We start from the raw sequence: 21,057 nt of genomic DNA, 5'->3' as shown, positions 1-21,057 counted from the left end.
AAAGAGGTTCATCATGCTGGGAATATTATCAGCCGGACTTGCCCCCGGACTGGCATTACTAAGTTATTTTTATTTGAAAGATGAATATGAACCAGAGCCAATTTCATTCGTTTTAAGGACTTTTATGTACGGAGCACTTCTTGTGTTTCCCATTATGTTTATCCAGCATGTCCTTGAAACAGAACATATAGTAAAATCTGAACTATTCAATGCATTTCTTAGCTCAGGCCTATTTGAGGAGTTCTTTAAATGGTTTATACTCTTTTATGTTATTTATCAGCATGTAGAGTTTGATGAACCCTTTGATGGAATTGTTTACGGAGTAGCTGTTTCACTTGGTTTTGCTACAATCGAAAATATCTTTTATCTAATTGCGAATGGAATCGAACACGCCATGACACGTGCATTGTTACCTGTATCCAGTCACGCCCTATTTGGTGTAATTATGGGCTTTTATATTGGAAAGGCAAAATTTACAGAAGGAAATAAAGCGAAGTGGGTCATTCTTTCCTTATTCTTGCCATTTATTCTCCATGGAGCCTACGATTTTATCTTAATCTCACAAGAAAATTGGCTTATGATTATTTTTCCGTTTATGATTTTTCTTTGGTGGTTTGGTCTTAGAAAAGTTAAGAAAGCAAAAATCTTAAGTGCCAATCATTTGAAAAAACAATATTCTGTCCAAAAAACCCTTCAATCATAAAGAAGGGTTTTTTTATTTATTTAAATGGAATAAAAAACCCATTAAAACAAAAAATAGGTTTACTGCTAAAAAGATTTACAATGGGGGTTAAAATTCCGTGAAAAAGAAGAAAATCCTAATTAAGTTATTTATACTAATCCTTCTGATCGTGACATCATCGATTTCTGAAAGCAAGGAAGTGCAGGCTTTCTCTAATCAGGTAATTGAAAAGGGTGCGGTTGGAGATGATGTCATTGAGCTTCAATCGAGGCTCCAGTATTTGGGTTTTTATAACGGTAAGATTGATGGGGTTTTTGGCTGGAGCACATATTGGGCGTTAAGAAATTTTCAATATGAATTCGGCCTGCCAATTGATGGGCTTGCAGGGTGGACAACAAAATTAAAACTAGCCAAAGCGAGTAAATACAATGAGCAGTTTGTAAAAAAACATATTAACACTGGCAAAAAGTTTACACATTATGGCGGGGTTGATCAAAGTAAACAGGTTGCACCAAGTCCTGGGAAACAGGCGCCAGCGAAACAGGCACCTGCAAAACAAGCGCCAGCGAAACAGGCACCTGCTAACCAAGCACCAGCGAAACAGGCACCTGCAAAACAAGCACCAGCAAAGCAGACCCCAAAACAAACGGTGCCACAAAAAAACACAGCACCCCAGAAAACAGCACCTAAAAAACCGACGGCTGCGAACACACCAAATGGTTTTTCGCAAAATGATATCCAGTTGATGGCTAATGCCGTTTATGGAGAATCCCGGGGTGAGCCTTATACAGGGCAAGTTGCTGTGGCAGCTGTTATTCTCAATCGGGTAAATAGTGCCACATTCCCAAATACAGTTTCAGGAGTGATTTTTGAGCCTGGTGCATTCACAGCCGTAGCAGATGGACAAATATGGCTCACGCCAAATGAAAATGCAAAGAAAGCGGTTTTGGATGCGATTAATGGCTGGGACCCAACTGGAGAAGCACTTTATTATTTTAACCCAGATACCGCTACAAGCGGGTGGATCTGGGGACGACCACAAATCAAACGAATCGGGAAACATATTTTTTGCAAGTAGAGAGGTGAATGAAATTGATAAGAGGAATATTAATTGGAGTTCTTGCTGTTGGTGTAGCGGGAACAGCATACTGGGGCTATCAAGAACACCAGGAGAAAAATGCAGTTCTTTTAAATGCGGAAAACACGTATCAACGGGCATTTCATGACCTTAACTATCAAGTAGATTTATTACACGATAAGATTGGTACAACCCTTGCAATGAATTCAAAACAATCATTGTCACCTTCCTTAATTGAGGTATGGAGGCTTACCTCGGAAGCACATAGTGATGTTGGACAATTGCCGTTAACCCTGCTTCCGTTTAACAAGACGGAGGAATTCTTATCAAAAATTGGGAATTTCAGTTACCGTGCTGCTGTAAGAGATTTAGACAAGGAACCACTTTCAAAGGAAGAATACAACACGTTAAAGGTACTGTATAAGCAATCTGGTGATATTCAGGATGATCTCAGAAAAGTCCAGCATATGGTATTAAAAAATAATCTTCGGTGGATGGATGTTGAACTTGCATTGGCATCTGGAAAAGAAAAAACAGATAATACGATTATTGATGGCTTTAAAGCTGTAGAAAAGACAGTAAGCGGCTACACTGAATCAAATTTGGGTCCTACTTTTGTAAACATGCAACAAAAAGATGAAAATTTTAACAAAATAAAAGGAAAAACCATTTCTAAGCAAGAAGCAATTAAAATTGCAAAAAAATACATCAAGATTGACGGGAATTCTGAGGTAAAGGTTACAGAGAATGGGAAAGGTTCCGACTATGGTTTTTATAGCGTTTCAATCAAAGATAAGAAAACCGGTGAGGAAGGCAGTATGGATATTACGAAAAAAGCTGGCCATCCGATTTGGTTTATTAATCATCGTGATGTAAAAAAACAAGTTATTAGTTTAAATGATGCTGATAATAAGGCGGCAGCATTTTTAAAGGAGACGGGCTTTAAGGGTTTAGAAATCTTTGAAAGCACACAATATGACAATATTGGAGTATTCAATTTCGTTTCATCCATTAATGGCGTTCGAATTTATCCTGAATCAATTAAAGTAAAGGTAGCACTCGATAACGGGGATATTATTGGTGTATCAGCAGAAGAATATTTAAAATCTTTCCATACAAGAACTATTGAAAAACCGTCCCTCTCTGTGAAGCAAGCTCGAGCAAAAGTAAATCCGAACACTAAAATCATGGAAGACCGTCAGGCAGTTATTATAAACGATCTTAACAAGGAAGTTCTTTGTTATGAGTTTCTAGGAACAATCGATGATGATACGTATCGAATTTTTATTAATGCCAAAAGTGGTGTTGAGGAAAAAGTTGAAAAGCTAAAAAATGCTGAGGCTGTTTATGAAGACGTGTTATAAGGAAAAGCATATGCTTTTCCTTATATTTTTTTCAAAAAACTCCAATAATAAGTATATTAATCGGTGGAGTGGATGTTATGAAAAAGGTAGAAAGAGTCTTAATAAAAATTATCATCGTCCAATTTATTTTTCTATTTCTAACACAACTTTTTTTTCATCAGCTAAATGTACTTCCTCAAGTAAAACAATTGACAAAATACGAAGGAGTAAATGAAAATACATTTACGGAAATTCTTGAAACCTTTCAGGGTAATTGAGAAAGCAGGCCAGCCTGCTTTCTTTTGATTGGACCAATAATAACAATAGGATCGTTAAAATTTCATATTTTATCATGGTAAAAAAAGAGGCAATCCATTATCTTGTGGTAAAATAAATATAGACAACATCTAAGAAACTCATGATGACAAATAGGAGGATTTATGGACAAAAAATTATCAATCGCAATAGACGGCCCTGCTGCAGCCGGTAAAAGTACAGTTGCTAAAATAGTGGCAGAAAAACTTTCATATATTTATATCGATACTGGTGCAATGTACCGTGCTTTAACATATAAGGCGATCGTAAATAAACTGAATCTAGAAGACGAAGATGCATTATTGGCAACATTATTATCAACAGATATTAGATTACAGCCATCTGATAAAGGGCAGTTAGTATACGTAGATGAGCGAAATGTTTCTAATGAAATTCGTTTTGCTGAGGTTACCAATTCGACTTCGTATGTTGCTAAACACCAAAAGGTCCGTGAAGAAATGGTTAAAAGACAGCAGGCGTTTGCCACAGAAGGCGGCGTTGTGATGGATGGAAGGGACATTGGGACACATGTATTGCCTGATGCGGAGGTAAAAGTATTTTTACTTGCTAGTGTTGAGGAAAGAGCAGAAAGGCGCCATATGGAAAATATCCAAAAAGGCTTCCCGTCTGACTTAGAAAAATTAAAAGAAGAAATTGCTCGTAGAGATAAAATCGATTCTGAGAGAGAAGTGGCACCATTGAAAAAAGCAGATGATGCAGTGGAAATCGATACAACCTCTCTATCAATTACAGATGTTGTAGAAAAAATAATGGTGTTGGTGCACGAAAGGATTGGATAGGCGTGACGTTTTATGATTTTGCCAAATCAGTGGTTACTGGAGTATTTAAACCACTTTATAGAGTTGAAGCTATCGGATTAGAACATTTCCCAAAAGAAGGTGGTGTTCTTCTTTGTGCGAATCACATCCATAATTTTGATCCCATTATAGTTGGAATTATGGCTCCGCGTCCTGTACACTACATGGCAAAAGAAGAGATTTTTTCAGTTCCTGTTTTGGGTAATATAGTTAGAAAATGTAATGCCTTTCCAGTAAAAAGGGGATTCAACGATCGAGAAGCACTTAGAACAGGCTTAAAAATCCTAAAGGATGGTCAAGTTTTCGGTCTTTTTCCAGAGGGAACAAGAAGTAAGACTGGCGAACTAGGTAAAGGACTTTCTGGAGCAGGTTTTTTTGCTTTAAGGTCCACAGCAGCGGTTGTTCCTTGCGCCATCATTGGTCCCTATCGAAGTTTCCGAAAATTAAAGGTGATCTATGGAGAACCTATTGATTTGGAGGAAATGAGAAAAGAGAAAGCGTCAGCAGAACAAGTTACTGAATTGATTATGTCAAAAATTGATAAACTTAGAAAAGAACATCGATAGGTTCTGCTTGACAAAATAGTCTATTTGTAAGAAGTTAATGGAAAGAGTTTTTTTTGAAAATTCACTGCTTTTATTTTTATATGTGTTGTATGCTGCGTGGCATCCACCAGATCATATATAGAATTTTGAAGTAAATGGATTAAGGAGGAATACATATGTCGGAAGAATTAAATCAAGTAGAAGTGAAAAGCTTTGAAATCGGGGATAAAGTAACGGGACAAGTTACCAAAGTAGAAGAAAAGCAGGTACTAGTCGATATCCAAGGCAGCAAATTAGATGGAATCATTCCAATCAGTGAACTTTCTAGTCTGCATATTGAAAAGGCATCTGATGCAGTTGCTGAGGGTGATGAATTAGAATTAGAAGTGTTGAAGGTTGAGGAAGAAGCAATTGTTCTTTCAAAAAGAAAAGTTGATGCAGAAAAGGCTTGGGATCACTTAGAAAATCAATTCCAAAACGGAGAAATTATTGAAACTGAAGTAAAGGACGTTGTAAAAGGCGGTTTGGTAGTCGATTTAGGAGTTCGTGGATTTGTACCAGCATCATTAGTTGAAGCACATTTTGTTGAAGATTTTAGTGATTATAAAGGTCGTAGTCTTACTTTTAAAATTGTTGAACTTGAAAAGGAAAAGAATCGTTTAATCCTTTCCCATCGAGCAGTGGTAGAACAAGAAAAAGGTAAGCAAAAACAAAGTCGGCTTAGTGCTGTACAAGTTGGTCAAATTATTGAAGGAACAGTTCAAAGAATCACTGATTTTGGCGCTTTTGTTGATATTGGCGGTATTGACGGTCTAGTTCATATTTCTCAACTATCCTATGATCATGTTGATAAACCATCAGATGTGGTTCATGAAGGTCAACAAGTTCAGGTTAAAGTTTTAAGTGTTGACCGTGATAGTGAGAGAATTTCTCTATCAATTAAAGAAACACTGCCTGGACCATGGTCAAATCTTTCCGAAAAAGCACCTAAAGGCAGCATCTTAAAAGGTAAAGTAAAAAGATTGGTCTCTTATGGTGCATTTGTCGAGGTATTCCCTGGAGTGGAAGGTCTTGTTCATATCTCTCAAATTGCACATAAGCATATTGGTACTCCACATGAAGTATTAAAAGAAGGCCAAGAAGTGGACGTCAAAGTCCTTGATGCAAATGAGTCTGATCAACGTCTATCCTTAAGCATTAAAGAACTACTTGAAAAAGAGTATGAGGAAAACCAAGACTATGAACTTCCTGAAGAGTCAAAAGGCTTTCAGCTAGGAGAAGTTATTGGTGATAAATTAAAGAATTTAGGAAAATAATGGTGATATAAGTGTCTAGATCTGAACGAAAATGGGATCATATTCGTTTTGCCCTTGAAAACAGGCAAAATCACTCTTCAGCTTTCGATGATTTTAAATTTATTCACCAGGGCCTACCTGATATCGGTGTATTCGATGTTGCAATAGACCATGAAATTGGCGGACTTTATTTAAGTTCGCCTATTTTTATCAACGCCATGACTGGTGGCGGTGGTGATAAAACATATCGTATCAATAAAGAACTGGCTATCGTCGCTAAAAATACAGGATTAACGATGGCTGTTGGGTCACAAATGGCTGCAATAAAGGATAATTCTCAAAAATACACATATGAAGTTGTCCGGAAAGAGAATCCCTCTGGCGTTATCATTGCAAATTTAGGCAGCGAAGCATCAGCAGAGGATGCAAAGGCCGCGATTGATATGATAGAAGCAGACGCTCTGCAAATACATTTAAATGTTATTCAAGAACTAACCATGCCCGAAGGAGATCGCAATTTTTCTGGTGCACTTAAAAGGATTGAAACAATTGTAAAAGAGATAAATGTGCCTGTAATTGTAAAGGAAGTTGGTTTCGGTATGGGGTTTGAGACGGTCAGAAAGCTATCATCCATTGGAGTTAGAGTGGTTGATGTTGGCGGCGCTGGCGGGACAAATTTTGCTGAAATTGAAAATAAACGCAGAGATAAAGCATTATCTTTTTTTAATCATTGGGGAATCCCCACTGGTGTTTCTATTCTTGAGGCATCATCTGTTTCGAAGCATCTTTCAGTTATTGGTTCTGGAGGATTTAAATCAGGACATGATATTGCAAAAGGATTAGCTCTTGGGGCGAATGCAATCGGCATGGCAGGCTATTTTTTGCCAATCCTTATTAAGGAAGGGATAGAGGTCTTACAACAAGAAATTGAAAACCTTCATAATGAATTGACGATTATCATGACTGCATTGGGTGCAAAAACGATTTCAGATTTAAAACAAGCTCCATTAATTATTTCAGGCGAAACTTATCATTGGTTACATCAACGTGGCATCGATACCAAAGAGTTCGCCCAACGTTCCATAAAATAAAGCTCTCGCAATTTTTTGCGAGAGCTTTATTGTTATTGCTGTCTAGCTCCAGCGCCTTGGCGCATCCGCTTTATTATTTTTTACCATCGTTTAATCCCCGTGCCTCTTCAGGTCCAGATAGCTTCGTGGCACCTGGATAGTGCAATGCCTGATCGCGATCTGATTCCACTCTTCCACTCGCACGTAACTTTTTTTCTTGTCGGTCTTTTCCCATTTAAACACACCTCCTCTTAATAAGATGATTCACACAGAAAATATTATTCAAGGAAGTATGAAAGTACATAAAGATTACCAATAATGAAAATAATAGGAGGTGTATGAGTTGGAAGGAGCAATCTTTTATTGGGTCTTTTGGGGTTTTTGGATCTACTTGACCTTTATTGTGGAAAAGCAAAACCCATATCGATTAAAACTGGCTGCAATAGTATTAATAGTAGTAATATTAACGAATGTCCGGTTTGCTGTAGGAGGGTTTGATATACAGGCAAGCGGGTTATTTATGTTAGGCATTTGTTATTTTTTTATAAACCAAGAAAAACGAGGAGCACTCATTTATTTTTTCATTTGTTCATTCATCATTTCAATTGCCTACGTGACCTTCCATTTATTTGAGATATTTGATCCGGTTTGGATTATTTTTAAAAAGGAATGGATGATGGGGATTACCTTGTGGTATTTAGCCTTATTATTGCAGAAATCTTTAAAAGGGAGATTATTCATCATTTTTGCTGGTGCCATGCAAGGGGACATTTTATATGCGTTTATATTAAATAAATTCGATTTTCCATATGTAATAGGGACGTTTGCATACCTTGATGTTTGCTCACTGACAGCTCTATTACTTACAGGTTGGACCGCGTTAGAAAATCTAGGACCTATCCTCCAAAATCATTTTCATTTTTTGGAAAAAGGGAAGCAAAAATCATCTTGAAATAGATTTAAAATTCTTGATGTCAGGTTTTCAGAAATCCGCTTTTCGGTTTTTTCCATTGCGGGAAAGGATTAACATTGATAAAATAACATAGTTAGGCCCTTCTAGAACACAGAAGGGTTTCTTTACTTAATAAGAACAAAGGGAATGACCCCTCATTATCGGGGAGGATGCCCCCACTGATGTAATTTTTACTCTATGCTAACATACTAATTCGTATTTAAATATAAGAAAGAAAGGATGGCGATTGTAATTGGTTAAACCTGTTATTGCCATTGTAGGACGGCCCAACGTAGGAAAATCAACAATTTTTAATCGGATTGTGGGTGAAAGAATTTCGATTGTGGAGGACATCCCTGGAGTTACAAGAGATCGTATCTATAGCTCTGGTGAGTGGTTAACACATGACTTCAACCTTATTGATACAGGTGGAATTGATATTGGTGATGAACCGTTTTTGGAACAAATTCGACAACAGGCTGAAATAGCCATTGATGAGGCAGATGTCATTATCTTCTTAACAAATGGACGTGAAGGGGTTACAGCAGCTGATGAGGAAGTGGCTAAAATATTATATCGGTCTAAAAAGCCTGTAGTATTAGCTGTTAATAAAATAGATAACCCAGAAATGCGTGATCAAATCTATGATTTTTATTCATTGGGATTTGGTGAACCAATTCCAATTTCAGGCTCACATGGGCTTGGTTTAGGAGACCTTTTAGATGAGGCTGCAAAACATTTCCCAAAAAACAAGACAGTTGAGTATGGAGAAGATGTAGTAAAGTTTTCACTAATAGGACGCCCCAATGTAGGGAAATCATCATTAGTCAATGCTATTTTAGGAGAGGAACGTGTAATCGTCAGTAATATTGCCGGTACAACTCGTGATGCTGTCGATTCTCCCTATACATATAATGGGGGAAAATATGTCATAATTGATACTGCGGGAATTAGGAAAAAAGGAAAAGTTTATGAAAGTACAGAAAAATATAGTGTACTTCGTGCTTTAAGGGCAATTGAACGTTCTGACGTTGTTCTTGTTGTCATTAATGCTGAAGAAGGCATCATTGAACAGGACAAAAAGATTGCTGGGTATGCACACGAAGCGGGTAGGGCTGTCGTTATCGTGGTCAATAAGTGGGATGCAATTGAAAAAGATGAAAAAACTATGAAAGAGCTCGAACAAAAAATAAGGGAACATTTCTTATTTCTTAGTTATGCTCCAATTGTGTTTTTATCTGCAAAAACAAAAAAACGTGTTCATACGTTGCTCCCAATGATTAATACCGCTAGTGAAAACCATTCAATGAGAGTTGAAACAAGTGTGCTTAATGATGTGATCATGGATGCAGTCGCGATGAATCCGACACCAACAGACAATGGCAGACGTTTAAAAATATATTATACTACACAAGTGGCAGTTAAACCGCCGACCTTCGTTGTATTTGTAAATGAACCTGAATTATTACACTTTTCATATGAACGATTCTTAGAGAACAGAATCAGAGAAGCTTTTGGATTTGAAGGAACCCCTATCAAAATTTATGCAAGAGAAAGAAAATAAAGATAAGGTGGGTGTGATGTAAAGTGAAGGATACTAAATCAGCAATAGCCGTTATTGGAGCTGGGAGCTGGGGTACTGCTTTGGCAATCGTGCTAGCAGACAATCGGCATGAAGTTCGACTTTGGAGCCATAATGAAGGGCAAATCAAAGAAATTAATGAAGAGCACACCAACAAGAAATACCTTCCAGAGATTGACCTTTCAGAAATGATTGTAGGATACTCATCATTAACTGATGCTTTAGCGGGCGTAGATACACTTATATTAGCCGTCCCGACAAAGGCAATACGTGAAGTAATCGGTAAAATTCGTACTGTACATGCAGAACCATTGACAATTGCGCATGTTAGTAAAGGGATTGAACCTGATTCATTACTGCGCATCTCTGAAATTATTCAAGAGGAAATGCCAAAAGATTTATTAAAGGATGTTGTTGTTTTATCCGGTCCAAGTCACGCAGAAGAAGTTAGCCTTCGCCACCCAACAACGGTTACCGTAACTTCTGAGAATATGGAAGCAGCGGAAAAAATACAGGATTTATTTATCAACAATAATTTTCGTGTTTATACTAATTCAGATGTCATTGGTGTGGAAATTGGTGGTGCATTAAAAAACATAATTGCACTTGCAGCCGGTATTACTGATGGATTAGGTTATGGTGATAATGCTAAAGCCGCATTAATGACACGAGGGTTAGCAGAAATCGCTCGTCTTGGTACGAAAATGGGTGCTAATCCATTAACATTTTCTGGACTTGCAGGTATCGGTGATTTAATTGTGACATGTACAAGTGTCCATTCTAGGAACTGGAGAGCAGGAAACCTATTAGGTAAAGGGAAAACCCTAAATGAGGTTTTGGACAATATGGGGATGGTAGTGGAAGGTGTTCGAACCACCAAGGCTGCTTATCAGTTGGCCAAAAGGTATGATGTGAACATGCCGATTACCTTTGCCCTTTATGATGTCTTATTTAATGGGAAGAGAGCAGCGGATGCTGTAGATGTTTTAATGGCCCGCGGCAAGACGCATGAAATGGAAGATTTGGTTAATGTCTTAGAGGAACGAAATATTGAAGATTAAAAAAATATAGCATAGCGGAGAAATAGGGCCTCATGCTTTGAAAAGTTTTTCTTAAAAATGGGCGTTCGGTGAGACGCTTTGTGTCTAGATTGCATACAATGCAACGAAGCAACCTAGTAGTTATACGCAGGTATGGGTTATTTAGTCGTTAAAGCTGAAGTAAAGAATTCGCCCCTCTTTACTTCAGTTTTTTTTTTTTTGTTTAAAATTTTTCTAGAAAAGTTATCGCTTGTGATATAATTAATCTTCGAAAAAGGGGGAGTTAAGTTTGTCGCCAGCTATGCTTAAAATGTGGATCTCAATTGCAGGAATGGGTTTTATGTTCTTGGCAATTATCACAATTTATCTAAGTAGATATAAGCTAAAAGGAGTACTCAGAATTGCTACTGCGATTATCGCTTACTTATTAATGATTATTGCCGGAATAACGCTTCTAATTGTTTTTTTTACATAATGGGAGTTAATACATAATAAAAGGTGATTGTATGAAATGGAACGTACTCAGTTGTTTTCTAGTATTTACTGCTCTTTTCCTATCAGGCTGCATGTATCCCGAAGAGGAATTAGCAAAAAATCAAATCCCATATAAAGATCAAATTTTAGCTGTTCAAACAGCAGTAGATACCTTTAAGGAGGATAATGGCGGGATTCTTCCGATAAAAACCAAAGAAGCAGAAACCCCGATTTATCAAAAGTATCCTATTGATTTTAAAAAAATAACACCAAAATATATCGCTGAGCCTCCTGGTAACGCATACGAAAGCGGTGGGATCTTCCAATATGTCCTTGTGGATGTTGAAACCCAGCCAACTGTAAAATTATTTGATTTAAGAATAACAGAAGCCATACGTGATATTAAATTACGAATCAAAACAAAAGGGTATCCTCCCTATAAAGAACAAATTGCAAAGAATGTTTTTACTCTTGATTATAAACAATTAGGGTATAAAAAACCCCCTTTTGTAGCAAGTCCATTTACAAATCAAAATTTATCCTTTGTCATTACAGGCAGTGCTGAGGTATATGTAGATTATCGCCCCGATTTATATCAAGCCATGGAAAATAAAGATATGAAGGTAAAACCCGGTGAAGATATTCGGCCAATTTTAGTGAAGGATTCCATGTTTGTGCCAGCATATTCCTTACCATATACCTGGGATTCTAAGACGAAAGAACCAGTATTTTTAGAAGAATAAATAGTCATAACCCTTTTCCGATGAAATATATTGTAGGAGAAGGGTTTTTTTTGGCTATTCCCAAAAGAAAACATATATTGAAACCCTCCATAATATCAAATGTTCAGACACTACAGATACAAGAGAACCTAGTGAATTTTTAATAAGGGGGGTAAAAAATTTTTATAAAAGTGTCATAACATTGTAGGACAACATCATAAACATATAGTGTCCAAAAATACCTAAAATGGATGTTTAATCCCACTTTACTCAATGATCGGGAGGGGATCACTTGGAAAAGGTTGATATTTTTAAAGATATTGCCGAGAGAACAGGCGGTGATATTTATTTAGGCGTAGTAGGTGCAGTACGGACTGGAAAATCAACATTTATTAAAAAATTTATGGAGCTTGTTGTTTTACCGAATATAAACAGTGAAGCTGAGAGGTCACGTGCACTTGATGAGTTACCTCAAAGTGCTGCAGGAAAAACAATTATGACAACCGAGCCAAAATTCGTACCAAATCAAGCAGCCACTGTCCATGTTGATGATGGATTAAATGTCAATATCAGGCTAGTTGATTGTGTAGGCTATACGGTGCCAGGCGCGAAAGGCTATGAGGATGAAAATGGTCCAAGAATGATTACCACTCCTTGGTATGAGGAACCAATCCCATTTCATGAAGCTGCTGAAATTGGCACAAGAAAAGTGATCCAAGAACATTCAACTATTGGGGTTGTTGTAACGACTGATGGGACGATTGGAGAAATTCCAAGAAGTAATTATATTGAAGCAGAAGAAAGAGTTATTGATGAATTGAAAGAAGTTGGCAAACCGTTTATCATGGTTGTTAACAGTGCACAGCCATACCATCCAAGCACTGAAACACTAAGATCGAGTTTAGCAGAAAAATATGATATTCCGGTTATTGCTATGAGTGTTGAAAGCATGCGGGACAGCGATGTTCTTAACGTTCTCCGTGAAGCACTCTACGAGTTCCCAGTCCTTGAAGTCAATGTGAACCTGCCAAGTTGGGTGATGGTCCTTAGAGAAAACCATTGGCTTCGTGAAAGCTATCAAGAGGCTGTTAAAGATACTGTAAAAGATATCAAGAGATTAAGAGATGTTGACAGGGTTGTTCAACACTTTAGCGAATTTGAATTCATTGAACGAGCTGGCTTAGCTGGAATTGAAATGGGCTCGGGCGTCGCTGAAATCGACTTATATGCACCAGATGAATTGTATGATGATATATTAAAAGAAATCGTTGGAGTCGAAATTCGCGGAAAAGATCATCTTCTTGAATTAATGCAGGATTTTGCTCATGCAAAAGCAGAATATGACCACATTGCCGATGCACTAAAAATGGTTAAACAAACGGGTTACGGTATTGCCTCACCAACCCTTTCAGATATGAGTCTTGAAGAACCAGAAATTATTCGTCAAGGTGCACGATTTGGTGTAAGGCTGCGAGCTGTAGCACCATCCATCCATATGATAAAAGTGGATGTGGAATCGGAATTCGCGCCAATTATTGGTACTGAAAAACAAAGTGAGGAACTAGTGAGATACCTAATGCAGGATTTTGAAGATGATCCGTTATCCATCTGGAATTCAGATATCTTTGGCCGCAGCTTAAGTTCTATTGTTCGAGAAGGGATCCAAGCAAAGCTTTCATTAATGCCAGAAAATGCACGATATAAATTAAAAGAAACATTAGAGAGAATTATTAACGAAGGTTCAGGTGGCCTAATTGCCATTATACTTTAAGCTATGGACTCCAATTCGGAGTCTTTTTTCTTTGAAAAGAAAGCCTGAATTATGTGACAAATTGCCATTATTTTAAAATATCTACTAAATAGGATCAAATTAAGTAGAATTTTGTTGAAACAAAGAAAAGATTACCATAATTTCATGAATTCTTCTTGATAAGCTGTTTTGATTATGATAATCTTTAAACTGAATTACATTATAGCGTTTGAACCCTTATTTCATAAGGGTTTTTCCTAAAAAAATAGATTCTAGTTACCAATTTAATCATTTATGGTAATTTTGGTAATAAAACCGCGCTATGACGTATAGAAATTAGAAAAATTGTTTAGAAATGTAGATAAGTAATCTTATTTACGAATCTTGATAATTTCTTTGGGAGGAGGTGAATGGCATGAACAAGACAGAACTTATTAATGCAGTTGCTGAAGCTAGCGAACTTTCTAAAAAGGACGCAACTAAAGCAGTTGATGCTGTTTTTGATGCGATTTTAGATGCTTTAAAAAATGGTGATAAAGTACAATTAATCGGTTTTGGAAACTTTGAAGTACGTGAGCGTGCAGCTCGTAAAGGTCGTAACCCTCAAACAGGTGAGGAAATCGATATCGCTGCTAGCAAAGTTCCAGCTTTTAAACCAGGGAAAGCGCTTAAAGACGCAGTAAAATAATTACATAAATTTATTGCTTTAAGCGAATGCTTAAGCAAAAAGGTCATGGCTATGTCCATGGCCTTTTTTCTATTTTTTTTGCTTGAACTTTAATGATTGTGCTAATATGTATTTGTCATATATACTTGACTGAACATTAGGAGGAATTTTTATATGTCACAAGTAAATCGTGCCCAAATTGAAGATGCGGTACGTTTAATATTAGAAGCAATCGGGGAAGACCCAAATCGTGAAGGTCTCCATGACACACCAAAACGTGTAGCAAAAATGTATGAAGAAGTTTTTAGCGGGTTAAATGAGGATCCAAGGAAGCATTTTGAAACAATCTTTAGTGAAGACCACGAAGAGTTGGTATTGGTTAAAGATATACCGTTTTATTCCATGTGTGAACATCATCTTGTACCTTTCTTTGGAAAAGCGCATGTAGCATACATTCCAAGAAATGGTCGTGTGACCGGATTAAGTAAATTAGCAAGGGCAGTGGAAGCAGTAGCAAAGAGACCTCAACTTCAAGAACGGATTACTTCCACGATTGCCGACAGTATGATGGAGAAATTAGAGCCTCATGGGGTCATGGTGGTCGTCGAAGCAGAACATATGTGTATGACTATGCGTGGAGTTAAAAAGCCTGGCTCTAAAACAGTAACTACGGCCGTCCGCGGTATTCTATCAGATGATGCGGTTGCACGGTCTGAAGTGCTCTCGTTAATTAAATATTAGTCCTATTTCTAAGAATATTTGAGGTGTTTATATGGAGAAGAGAGAAAACCAAAACAGTGAGTACGTAGTTATTAAGGCAATCGAAGATGGAGTTAATGTGATCGGTTTAACAAGGGGCTCTGATACCAAATTTCATCATTCAGAGAAGCTTGATAAAGGAGAAGTCCTAATTGCTCAATTTACAGAGCATACTTCGGCGATAAAAATCAGGGGAAATGCTAAAATACTTACACACCTTGGTGAAATTGAAAGTGAAATAAAAAAATAATTCTAATCACACTGTTTCATCTTATTTCATATTAGCTAAAATGATTATTTTGTGAATATCTGCCTTAAGAATACCTTTTATGTTATAATGGTGTTTGCCTTGTTTTTAGAATGAATGATTAATTATTTTTCATTATTAAAGGCTAAACGGCATGAATTTTACTATGCAAATAGGAAATAAGAATACATAAAGACATTACTAGGGGAAGCAAGGGTGATTTAATTGCTGGACATTCGACAAAAATTCACAAATATTCGAGAGCAGGTCGAACAAAGAGTTTATGATACATATCTGCTCAAATATATTGAGACTCCAATTATTGATGAGGATAAACTTCTTATCCTGGTCTCAATTATGGAACGCCTCGAATTGTCATTCAGCGATATGCAAAATTACGCCTTATCATCAATGTTAATACAAATCGCCCTTGATACACATGAACATATTTCAGATGCATCTGTTGACGAAAAAAATCGTCAATTAACTGTTCTTGCTGGGGATTATTTCAGCGGTCTTTATTATAAACTTCTTGCAGAAGCAGAAGATATTTTGATGATTAAGGCACTTTCAAAAGGAATTAAGGATGTAAATGAAAATAAAATTTCTGTTTATCACCATGAATTTGTTTCAGTTGAGGAATTAATGACAAGCATAAAAAGGATAGAAAGTTCCTTACTAGCTCGTCTTTCTGAGTATTTTAAAGTTGACCTCTGGAATGAATTTCTTGAGAATTTGATGTTGTTTAAACGGTTACTGGATGAAAAGAGTCAATTTATTAAAACAGAAAGATCCGTCTTATTCGAAGCCTTGACCTCAATTGTTTTCCCAATCCATAACTTTAAATTGAAAAAATTATCTAGTGAACAGAAGAGTCATTTATTTCAATATTGTGACCAGTATCTTGAAAGTTCAAAAAAAGTAATAGAAAATGGATTAGAGCAACTTCCTTACTTAAATGAACTGCTTGAAATTAGAATTATATCGCTCTTAAACCAATACCAGCCATATGCGAAAACTTTTGTGGAAGAAGGGTAATAAAAACATGCAGGAATCGAAAGAACAGCGGGTTCACAATGTGTTTGAAAAAATTTCCGATAACTACGATAAAATGAATTCTGTTATCAGTTTCCAACAACACATAAAGTGGCGGAAAGACACAATGAAGAGAATGGATGTAAAGCCGGGCTCACGAGCTCTTGATGTTTGCTGCGGGACCGCTGATTGGACTATAGCATTAGCTGAGGCAGTGGGTCCGACAGGGGACGTTACAGGTTTGGATTTTAGCCAAAACATGCTTAATGTGGGGATTGAAAAGGTTAAGGACCTGGGATTAAAACAGGTGAAATTAGTACATGGGAATGCAATGGAACTCCCTTTTCCAGATAATAGTTTTGATTATGTGACGATTGGTTTTGGCTTAAGGAATGTCCCGGACTACCTGCAAGTATTAAAAGAGATGCATCGTGTTGTAAAACCTGGCGGTATTGCTGTCTGCTTAGAGACATCACAGCCTACTTTAATCGGCTATAAACAGCTCTATTATTTTTACTTTCGTTATATTATGCCGATGTTTGGTAAATTACTCGCAAAAAGTTATCGCGAATATGCATGGCTGCATGAATCAGCACGTGAGTTTCCAGGGATGAAGGAACTTGCTAAAATGTTTGAACAAGCCGGCTTTAAAGATGTAAAATATAAACCATATAGCGGCGGCGCAGCAGCTGTTCATATTGGCAGAAAAAATTAATTTATTGTACTTGAAGACAGGATGAAAAGCTGGGTGAATACAAATGAAATTAAAAATGATGTATTCATTTTTGAATTCGGATATTAACTTGATTGAAAAAAAGCTAGAAGAGACCATACATGCGGAGTCCCTTCTGCTTAAACAAGCTTCTATGCATACATTACAAGCCGGAGGAAAAAGAATTCGTCCTGTTTTTGTTTTGCTTGCTGGTAAATTTGGAAATTATGATATACATGTGATGAAAAATGTTGCTGTTGCCCTTGAATTAATTCATATGGCATCACTTGTCCATGATGATGTGATTGATGATGCGGATCTTCGGCGAGGGCAGCCAACCGTGAAATCTAAATGGGATAACAAAATTGCTATGTATACTGGTGATTTTGTTTTTGCTCTTGCGATAGAATTAATGACTAACATTGAAAACCCAATTGCTCATAAAATTTTATCTAATACCATTGTTGAAGTGTCATTAGGGGAAATTCAACAAATAAAAGATAAATATCGATTTAATCAAAATCTCCGAGATTATCTTCGTAGAATTAAGAGAAAGACTGCACTATTAATTGCAGTAAGTTGTCAATTGGGAGCAATTGCTGCTGATGTAGAAGAATCTGTCCATAAAAAACTATACCGTTTTGGTTACTACGTTGGAATGTCCTATCAAATTATCGATGATATTTTAGATTTTACATCTACTGAGAAGGAACTAGGAAAGCCGGCAGGCGGAGACTTGCTGCAGGGAAATATTACTGCACCTGCTCTTTTTGCAATGGAAAAGGCTGATATACGCGCAGAAATTGAAAAGGTGCATGAATCCATGACTCCTTCAGAGATAAAGAAGATTATCACCATTATTAAAGACTCAGATGCAATTGACAAGTCAATCGCTCTTAGTGATCTTTACCTAAAAAAAGCTTTGGCTGAATTAGAAGGGTTACCTGCAAATAGAACAAAAAAAACCCTTCATGACTTAGCAAGATTCATTGGGAAACGAAAATTTTAAATCAACTTGTTAAATTTTCGAAAAAATGATAATATTTTTCATGGATTGTTTTCTAAAAAACATTCAATATACATAATAATTTTTATTAGGAGTGGAATTCATGGAAAAAACTTTTTTAATGGTAAAACCTGATGGTGTACAACGTAACCTAATTGGAGAAATCGTCTCACGTTTTGAAAGAAAGGGCTTTCAATTAGTAGGAGCTAAATTAATGAGCATTCCTAATGAACTAGCTGAAGAACATTACGGAGAACATAAAGAGCGTCCGTTCTTCGGAGAATTAGTCGATTTTATTACTTCTGGACCTGTTTTTGCAATGGTTTGGCAAGGTGAAAATGTGATTGCTACTGCTCGTCAAATGATGGGTTCTACCAATCCAAAAGATGCTGCACCTGGAACAATCCGCGGTGATTTTGGATTAACAGTTGGGAAAAATGTTATCCATGGGTCTGATTCACCTGCTAGTGCTGAGCGTGAAATTGGCTTATTCTTTAAAGATTCCGGTGTAGTAGAGTACAATAAACTAGTAAACGAATGGATCTACTAATTGAAATAAAAGAAAGGCATTTGTATAAGAAATTATACAAATGCCTTTTTTTATATGAAAAATTTATTCCTTTTTTTCTGAATAGTTATACTATGTTTATTGCGCAGTATATGGTATATTGATACAAAATTCTTTAATGAGTTGAAGGGGGAAAGTAATATGGGAATGAGATATTTAACAGCAGGAGAATCCCATGGGCCGCAATTAACAACGATTATAGAAGGCCTCCCTGCGGGTATGCCAATATTATTGGAAGATATAAATGAAGAATTATCAAGGCGCCAGAAAGGTTATGGGCGTGGAAGAAGAATGCAAATTGAAAAGGATACAGCCCAAATTGTTTCCGGTGTCCGTCACGGGTACACTCTCGGCTCACCCGTTGCATTAGTAGTTCAAAATAATGACTGGAAGCATTGGACAAAGATTATGGGAGCAGAACCTTTAGAAGAAGGACAAGAAGATGAGGTAAAACGGAAGGTAACGCGTGCTCGTCCAGGTCATGCAGATTTAAACGGCGCTATTAAATATGGACACAGGGATATGAGAAATGTCCTTGAACGATCTTCTGCACGTGAAACAACCGTCAGAGTTGCAGCAGGTTCTGTAGCGAAAAAGCTTCTATCATTAGTGGGTGTTGAAATTGTGTCCCATGTGGTTGAAATAGGCGGAATTAAAGCTAGTATTGATCGCTCCATTTCTATTAATGAATTGAAGGAAAAGACAGAACTATCCCCTGTACGATGCGCTGATGCTGCCGTGGAAAGTGATATGATGGCTGCTATTGATGAAGCAAAGAAAAATGGCGATTCAATAGGGGGAGTTGTAGAAGTAATCGCTACGGGTATGCCAGCAGGTGTAGGAAGTTATGTACATTATGATCGTAAATTGGATGGAAAATTGGCAGCCGCTATTATGAGTATAAATGCCTTTAAAGGGGTCGAAATTGGCATTGGCTTTGAGGCTGCAAGGAAACCTGGAAGTGAAGTTCATGATGAAATTGCATGGGACCAAGAAAAAGGTTACTACCGGAAGTCTAATCGCCTTGGTGGATTTGAAGGTGGGATGACAACAGGCATGCCGGTTGTGGTCAGAGGTGTAATGAAACCTATCCCAACTTTATATAAACCTCTTATGAGCGTTGATATTGATACAAAAGAACCGTTTGCAGCAAGTGTCGAGCGTTCTGACAGTTGTGCAGTGCCTGCTGCAGCTGTTGTTGCAGAACATGCGGTGGCCTGGGAACTTGCCAATGCTTTGGTTGAACAATTTTATAGTGACCGCTTTGACACTTTTGCGGAGGAAATTAAAAGACAGCGGGAATATGCGAGGGAATTTTAATGGAAACCATTCAAATCCATACAGATTCAAAAAATTATAATGTCTATGTGGGAGAAGGGGTAAGGAAAGAAATCGGCCCTTTTTTGGCGAACCATTTTGACGGTCTATCTAGAATATTAATCATTACCGATGAAACGGTTGCAGCGCTTCATCTGGAAAAATTATTGTTTGAGCTGAAATCGTTAAATCCTGTAATTTTTACTGCTCCTAGTGGGGAAAAAGCCAAAACCTTTGAAGTTTACTACGCTGCGCTTTCAACAGCACTTGAAAACAAATTAGATCGGAAATCTGTTATTCTTTCCTTTGGAGGAGGGGCTGTTGGGGATTTGTCAGGATTTGTTGCAGCATCCTTTATGAGGGGCATTCCATTTATTCAGGTGCCGACTACTATATTAGCTCATGACAGTGCCGTTGGCGGCAAGGTAGCCATCAATCATCCGCTCGGGAAAAATATGATTGGGGCTTTCCATCAGCCAGAAGCTGTTTTTTATGATTTAGCCTTCCTTAAAACACTACCAGTTCATGAAATTCGTTCTGGTTTTGCTGAGGTTATTAAACATGCACTTATTGATGATGTCGATTTCTATAATTGGTTAAAAGATAATGTGCAAAACCTTCAAACCTTACCAATGGAGATGTTATCGGAATCTTTAATAAAAGGTATAAGGATAAAAGGTAAAATTGTTGGTCAGGATGAACGAGAAACGGGGATTAGAGCTTTCTTGAATTTTGGCCACACACTAGGGCATGCCATTGAATCGGAGATGGGTTATGGGAACTTTACACATGGGGAAGCAGTGATGATAGGAATGCTTTATGCCCTAAGGCTAAGTAACCAATTACTAGGTCTTAACTTTGATATAAAAGAATTTACAAATTGGATTGAAAAACTAGGTTATGCATCAAAAATTCCAGAAATTCTATCCCATGAAAGATTAATCAACAAAATGAAGCAGGATAAAAAGTCAGTTAGGGATGCTATTCACTTTGTTCTACTTGAACAATTGGGTCAGCCTACAGTTAAGGAACTATCTGAAAAAGTACTATACGAACAATTAAACAGTAATAAATAAGGGG

The 21,057-nt window shown here is 37.1% G+C and carries 24 protein-coding genes; 23 read left to right on the top strand and 1 reads right to left on the bottom strand.

The features are described from left to right. The first annotated feature begins 13 nt into the window (after positions 1–13). From prsW to fni, 8 genes are all read left to right on the top strand, one after another. Positions 14–703, top strand: coding sequence for a glutamic-type intramembrane protease PrsW (gene prsW / locus ACE198_RS06620; protein WP_251456977.1), 690 nt, complete (start codon positions 14–16; stop codon positions 701–703). Between the two features lie 130 nt (positions 704–833). After that, positions 834–1,760 carry a spore cortex-lytic enzyme gene (sleB, locus tag ACE198_RS06615; RefSeq protein ID WP_375375063.1) on the top strand — a complete coding sequence of 309 codons (927 nt, stop codon included), beginning with the start codon at positions 834–836 and terminating at the stop codon, positions 1,758–1,760. Between the two features lie 14 nt (positions 1,761–1,774). Further along, positions 1,775–3,124: a germination protein YpeB gene (gene ypeB, locus ACE198_RS06610; protein ID WP_375375062.1), complete on the top strand. Its 1,350-nt coding sequence runs from the start codon at positions 1,775–1,777 to the stop codon at positions 3,122–3,124. A 77-nt stretch (positions 3,125–3,201) separates the two neighbouring features. Beyond that, positions 3,202–3,381, top strand: coding sequence for a YpfB family protein (locus ACE198_RS06605; protein ID WP_098574818.1), 180 nt, complete (start codon positions 3,202–3,204; stop codon positions 3,379–3,381). A gap of 162 nt (positions 3,382–3,543) precedes the next feature. Then, a complete protein-coding gene (gene cmk / locus ACE198_RS06600) occupies positions 3,544–4,218 on the top strand; it encodes a (d)CMP kinase (RefSeq protein WP_375375050.1) in 675 nt (224 codons plus the stop codon). Positions 4,219–4,220: 2 nt separating this feature from the next. Next, positions 4,221–4,802, top strand: a complete 582-nt coding sequence (locus ACE198_RS06595; protein ID WP_098574816.1) for a lysophospholipid acyltransferase family protein — start codon at positions 4,221–4,223, stop codon at positions 4,800–4,802. A 155-nt stretch (positions 4,803–4,957) separates the two neighbouring features. Continuing rightward, a complete protein-coding gene (gene rpsA / locus ACE198_RS06590) occupies positions 4,958–6,097 on the top strand; it encodes a 30S ribosomal protein S1 (protein WP_098574815.1) in 1,140 nt (379 codons plus the stop codon). 11 nt (positions 6,098–6,108) lie between these two features. After that, positions 6,109–7,167, top strand: coding sequence for a type 2 isopentenyl-diphosphate Delta-isomerase (fni, locus tag ACE198_RS06585; RefSeq protein ID WP_375375049.1), 1,059 nt, complete (start codon positions 6,109–6,111; stop codon positions 7,165–7,167). A gap of 73 nt (positions 7,168–7,240) precedes the next feature. Here fni and ACE198_RS06580 read toward each other — a convergent pair whose 3' ends face one another. Beyond that, positions 7,241–7,381: a YpzI family protein gene (locus ACE198_RS06580; protein WP_098574813.1), complete on the bottom strand. Its 141-nt coding sequence runs from the start codon at positions 7,379–7,381 to the stop codon at positions 7,241–7,243. 108 nt (positions 7,382–7,489) lie between these two features. Here ACE198_RS06580 and ACE198_RS06575 point away from each other — a divergent pair, with 108 nt between their 5' ends. The 15 genes from ACE198_RS06575 to aroB all read left to right on the top strand — a co-directional run bounded on the left by ACE198_RS06575 (position 7,490) and on the right by aroB (position 21,053). Further along, the gene (locus tag ACE198_RS06575; protein ID WP_375375048.1) at positions 7,490–8,098 is read left to right on the top strand and encodes a YphA family membrane protein; all 609 of its coding nucleotides are present in this window, start codon (positions 7,490–7,492) and stop codon (positions 8,096–8,098) included. A 253-nt stretch (positions 8,099–8,351) separates the two neighbouring features. Beyond that, positions 8,352–9,662 (top strand): ribosome biogenesis GTPase Der, encoded by a 1,311-nt coding sequence (gene der / locus ACE198_RS06570; protein WP_098574811.1) that lies wholly within the window; start codon positions 8,352–8,354, stop codon positions 9,660–9,662. Positions 9,663–9,685: 23 nt separating this feature from the next. Then, positions 9,686–10,741 (top strand): NAD(P)H-dependent glycerol-3-phosphate dehydrogenase, encoded by a 1,056-nt coding sequence (locus ACE198_RS06565; protein WP_375375047.1) that lies wholly within the window; start codon positions 9,686–9,688, stop codon positions 10,739–10,741. Between the two features lie 268 nt (positions 10,742–11,009). Beyond that, positions 11,010–11,195: a DUF2768 domain-containing protein gene (locus tag ACE198_RS06560; RefSeq protein WP_098574809.1), complete on the top strand. Its 186-nt coding sequence runs from the start codon at positions 11,010–11,012 to the stop codon at positions 11,193–11,195. 31 nt (positions 11,196–11,226) lie between these two features. Further along, positions 11,227–11,937, top strand: coding sequence for a hypothetical protein (locus ACE198_RS06555; protein ID WP_251456964.1), 711 nt, complete (start codon positions 11,227–11,229; stop codon positions 11,935–11,937). Positions 11,938–12,208: 271 nt separating this feature from the next. After that, complete coding sequence (gene spoIVA / locus ACE198_RS06550; protein ID WP_098574807.1) at positions 12,209–13,687, top strand: stage IV sporulation protein A; 1,479 nt, start codon at positions 12,209–12,211, stop codon at positions 13,685–13,687. A 394-nt stretch (positions 13,688–14,081) separates the two neighbouring features. Then, the gene (locus ACE198_RS06545; protein WP_026563932.1) at positions 14,082–14,354 is read left to right on the top strand and encodes an HU family DNA-binding protein; all 273 of its coding nucleotides are present in this window, start codon (positions 14,082–14,084) and stop codon (positions 14,352–14,354) included. Positions 14,355–14,507: 153 nt separating this feature from the next. Continuing rightward, entirely contained in the window at positions 14,508–15,074 is a 567-nt protein-coding gene (gene folE, locus ACE198_RS06540; RefSeq protein WP_098574806.1) for a GTP cyclohydrolase I FolE, read from the top strand. Positions 15,075–15,105: 31 nt separating this feature from the next. Next, positions 15,106–15,342: a trp RNA-binding attenuation protein MtrB gene (gene mtrB / locus ACE198_RS06535; protein WP_026563930.1), complete on the top strand. Its 237-nt coding sequence runs from the start codon at positions 15,106–15,108 to the stop codon at positions 15,340–15,342. Positions 15,343–15,564: 222 nt separating this feature from the next. After that, complete coding sequence (locus ACE198_RS06530; protein ID WP_375375046.1) at positions 15,565–16,377, top strand: heptaprenyl diphosphate synthase component 1; 813 nt, start codon at positions 15,565–15,567, stop codon at positions 16,375–16,377. A gap of 7 nt (positions 16,378–16,384) precedes the next feature. Continuing rightward, entirely contained in the window at positions 16,385–17,089 is a 705-nt protein-coding gene (locus ACE198_RS06525) for a demethylmenaquinone methyltransferase (RefSeq protein WP_375375045.1), read from the top strand. Positions 17,090–17,132: 43 nt separating this feature from the next. Next, positions 17,133–18,095: a heptaprenyl diphosphate synthase component II gene (gene hepT / locus ACE198_RS06520; protein WP_375375044.1), complete on the top strand. Its 963-nt coding sequence runs from the start codon at positions 17,133–17,135 to the stop codon at positions 18,093–18,095. 100 nt (positions 18,096–18,195) lie between these two features. Continuing rightward, on the top strand, positions 18,196–18,642 hold the full coding sequence (ndk, locus tag ACE198_RS06515) for a nucleoside-diphosphate kinase (RefSeq protein WP_026563926.1): 447 nt from the start codon (positions 18,196–18,198) through the stop codon (positions 18,640–18,642). 165 nt (positions 18,643–18,807) lie between these two features. Then, entirely contained in the window at positions 18,808–19,980 is a 1,173-nt protein-coding gene (gene aroC, locus ACE198_RS06510; protein WP_251457611.1) for a chorismate synthase, read from the top strand. Next, on the top strand, positions 19,980–21,053 hold the full coding sequence (gene aroB / locus ACE198_RS06505; protein WP_375375043.1) for a 3-dehydroquinate synthase: 1,074 nt from the start codon (positions 19,980–19,982) through the stop codon (positions 21,051–21,053). The genes aroC and aroB overlap by 1 nt, the downstream gene beginning before the upstream one ends. Positions 21,054–21,057: the final 4 nt, after the last annotated feature.

Source organism: Neobacillus sp. KR4-4 (assembly GCF_042136325.1).
In the GTDB taxonomy this organism is placed as follows: domain Bacteria; phylum Bacillota; class Bacilli; order Bacillales; family Cytobacillaceae; genus Neobacillus.
This window is presented reverse-complemented; position numbering and strand designations above follow the sequence as displayed.

Bases quoted from the DNA above. Each gene is read 5' to 3' on its own strand.
- ACE198_RS06580 (WP_098574813.1), bottom strand. From the start codon at position 7,381: ATGGGAAAAGACCGACAAGAAAAAAAGTTACGTGCGAGTGGAAGAGTG.
- aroC (WP_251457611.1), top strand. From the start codon at position 18,808: ATGAGATATTTAACAGCAGGAGAATCCCATGGGCCGCAATTAACAACG.
- prsW (WP_251456977.1), top strand. From the start codon at position 14: ATGCTGGGAATATTATCAGCCGGACTTGCCCCCGGACTGGCATTACTA.
- cmk (WP_375375050.1), top strand. From the start codon at position 3,544: ATGGACAAAAAATTATCAATCGCAATAGACGGCCCTGCTGCAGCCGGT.
- mtrB (WP_026563930.1), top strand. From the start codon at position 15,106: ATGGAGAAGAGAGAAAACCAAAACAGTGAGTACGTAGTTATTAAGGCA.
- ACE198_RS06555 (WP_251456964.1), top strand. From the start codon at position 11,227: ATGAAATGGAACGTACTCAGTTGTTTTCTAGTATTTACTGCTCTTTTC.
- ACE198_RS06525 (WP_375375045.1), top strand. From the start codon at position 16,385: ATGCAGGAATCGAAAGAACAGCGGGTTCACAATGTGTTTGAAAAAATT.
- aroB (WP_375375043.1), top strand. From the start codon at position 19,980: ATGGAAACCATTCAAATCCATACAGATTCAAAAAATTATAATGTCTAT.
- ACE198_RS06605 (WP_098574818.1), top strand. From the start codon at position 3,202: ATGAAAAAGGTAGAAAGAGTCTTAATAAAAATTATCATCGTCCAATTT.
- rpsA (WP_098574815.1), top strand. From the start codon at position 4,958: ATGTCGGAAGAATTAAATCAAGTAGAAGTGAAAAGCTTTGAAATCGGG.
- hepT (WP_375375044.1), top strand. From the start codon at position 17,133: ATGAAATTAAAAATGATGTATTCATTTTTGAATTCGGATATTAACTTG.
- folE (WP_098574806.1), top strand. From the start codon at position 14,508: ATGTCACAAGTAAATCGTGCCCAAATTGAAGATGCGGTACGTTTAATA.
- ndk (WP_026563926.1), top strand. From the start codon at position 18,196: ATGGAAAAAACTTTTTTAATGGTAAAACCTGATGGTGTACAACGTAAC.
- ACE198_RS06545 (WP_026563932.1), top strand. From the start codon at position 14,082: ATGAACAAGACAGAACTTATTAATGCAGTTGCTGAAGCTAGCGAACTT.